Raw genomic sequence first — 2,232 nt, forward strand, 5'->3', positions numbered from 1 at the left:
GGCGGGCGCGACCGGGGTGGCACTGACCCGCCGCGCGGCCGACGCGCTCGCCGAGCGCACGGGCCTCCAGCTGCCACGGGTGTTGAGCCGCAACGCCGCCCCACCGGTCCCGGAGGGGATCGTTCCCGATGCCCCCGGGGTCACCCCGTTCGTCACGTCCAACGAGGAGTTCTACCGCATCGACACCGCGCTGCGCGTCCCCGCGCTGACCACCGCGGACTGGCGGCTGCGGATCCACGGGATGGTGGAGAGGGAGATCGAACTGGACTGGCAGTCACTGACGAGCAGGGAGTTCCTGGACCGGATCGTCACCCTGACCTGCGTGTCCAACGAGGTCGGCGGCAACCTCGCCGGCAACGCGACCTGGACCGGCTTCCCGATCGCCGAACTGCTCGCCGAGGCCGGCCCCCTTCCCGAGGCCGACATGCTGCTCTCGACCTCCGTCGACGGGTGGACGGCGGGCACCCCGCTCGAGGCCCTCACGGACGGCCGGGACGCCCTGCTGGCCGTCGGGATGAACGGCGAACCCCTGCCGCTCGAGCACGGGTACCCGGTCCGGCAGGTCGTGCCCGGCCTGTACGGCTACGTCTCCGCCACCAAGTGGGTGGTGGACTGGGAGGTCACCCGATTCGACCGCGCCAGCGCCTACTGGACCGACCGGGGGTGGGGTGAGCGGGGACCCATCCTCACCGCGAGCCGGATCGACAGGCCCGCCCCCCTGGCCCAGCTGGAGCCCGGCCCCGTCGTGGTGGCCGGGACGGCATGGGCCCAGCGCCGGGGCATCGACCGGGTGGAGGTACAGGTCGACGACGGTCCGTGGAACGAGGCGACGCTCGCCGAGGAGTACTCGATCGACACCTGGCGCATGTGGTCGTGGACCTGGGACGCCGAGCCCGGCCTGCACACGCTGTCGGTCCGGGCGACCGACTCGACCGGTGAGGTGCAGACGGAGACCCGACAACCGCCGATCCCCACCGGGGCCACGGGCTGGCACAACCGCACGTTCCGGGTGTCGGGGACATGACCGTCCTCGACACACCCCTCCTCACCACCCGCCCGTCCCGTGCGTTCGGACCACCTCGCATTAGACTGTCCCCCGTGTCCGAGCCCACCGCCCCGTCGCTGGCCGATCCGGGGCGCCTCCTGGAGCTCTCCGCGGCCGGGGATCTCGATGCCTTCGCCCGCTTCTACGACCTCATGGCGCCCCGTGTGCACGGTCTCGCACTCCGGGTCCTGCGCGACCCCGGGTACGCCGAGGAGACCGTCCAGGAGGTGTTCCTCCAGGTCTGGAAGCAGGCCTCGGGGTACAGCCCCAAGCTCGGGTCGGTCCACTCCTGGGTACTGACCATCGCCCACCGGCGAGCGGTGGACAGGGTGCGGTCCGAGAGCTCCGCGGCCCGGCGCGACGAGGCGGACGCCGCCGCGGGGATCACGCACTCCGGCGACATCGCCGACCAGGTGACCGAGGAGATCACCCGGGAAGAGGACGCCGCGGACATCCGTCGATGTCTCGGGGAACTCACCGAGAACCAGCGCGAGTCCATCGAGATGGCGTACTTCTCCGGGTTGACCTACCGGGAGGTCGCCGACCAGCTGGGGTCCGCACTGCCCACGATCAAGTCACGAATCCGCGACGGCCTGCGCCGTCTCAAGAGCTGCCTGGGAGGTGAGCTGTCATGACCGTCCGACACCACGATCACCCGGGGTCCCCGGACACGGTTCATCCCGAGGACCTCGACCTCTACGCCCTGGACGCGCTGGACCAGGAGGAGGCGGACGCCGTCGAGCAGGCGCTCGTCGCCGCGACCCCGGATCAACGCAGCTCGATGCTGGCCCACATCCGGTCCACTCGGGAGGTCGTGGCCGATCTGGTGGCCGACGCCGACCTCGACGTCCCGCCGCCGCCATCCCTGCGCACCAGGGTGCTCGACCTGGTCACGGCGGAGGCCGGGACCGGACACGATGCGCCCACCCCGGATGCCGACGACACCGGTGACACCGGGGGCGCGGCGGTGGTCGACCTGAGCCAGATGCGCGAACGCCGGCGCCCCGGGACCTGGACCTTCCTCGCCACCGCGGCGGCGGCCATCGTGTTGGTGGCCGCGGGGGTGACCATCGGGCGACTGACGGGCGACGCGGGACCGGAGGACAACCTCCCGGTCGCGTCCCCGCCCGCCGCGACGATGCCGGACGAGGTCACGTCCCTGCTCACGGCGCCCGACCTCGAGGTCA

General features: G+C 72.1%; 2 protein-coding genes and 1 pseudogene. All 3 read left to right on the forward strand.

Annotation, left to right across the window (positions count from 1 at the left end; all coding sequences use genetic code 11):
- Positions 1-1,024: molybdopterin-dependent oxidoreductase (locus tag G6021_RS15135; protein WP_182641637.1), on the forward strand; the 1,024-nt coding region annotated here is incomplete at its 5' end.
- A 74-nt stretch (positions 1,025-1,098) separates the two neighbouring features.
- Complete coding sequence (sigK, locus tag G6021_RS15140) at positions 1,099-1,680, forward strand: ECF RNA polymerase sigma factor SigK (RefSeq protein ID WP_042329923.1); 582 nt, start codon at positions 1,099-1,101, stop codon at positions 1,678-1,680.
- Positions 1,677-2,232: pseudogene (locus tag G6021_RS15145) on the forward strand (anti-sigma factor); the annotation flags it as partial. The gene sigK and the pseudogene G6021_RS15145, both read left to right, overlap by 4 nt.

It is taken from the genome of Dietzia sp. CW19 (assembly GCF_014145265.1).
In the GTDB taxonomy this organism is placed as follows: Bacteria; Actinomycetota; Actinomycetes; order Mycobacteriales; family Mycobacteriaceae; genus Dietzia; species Dietzia natronolimnaea.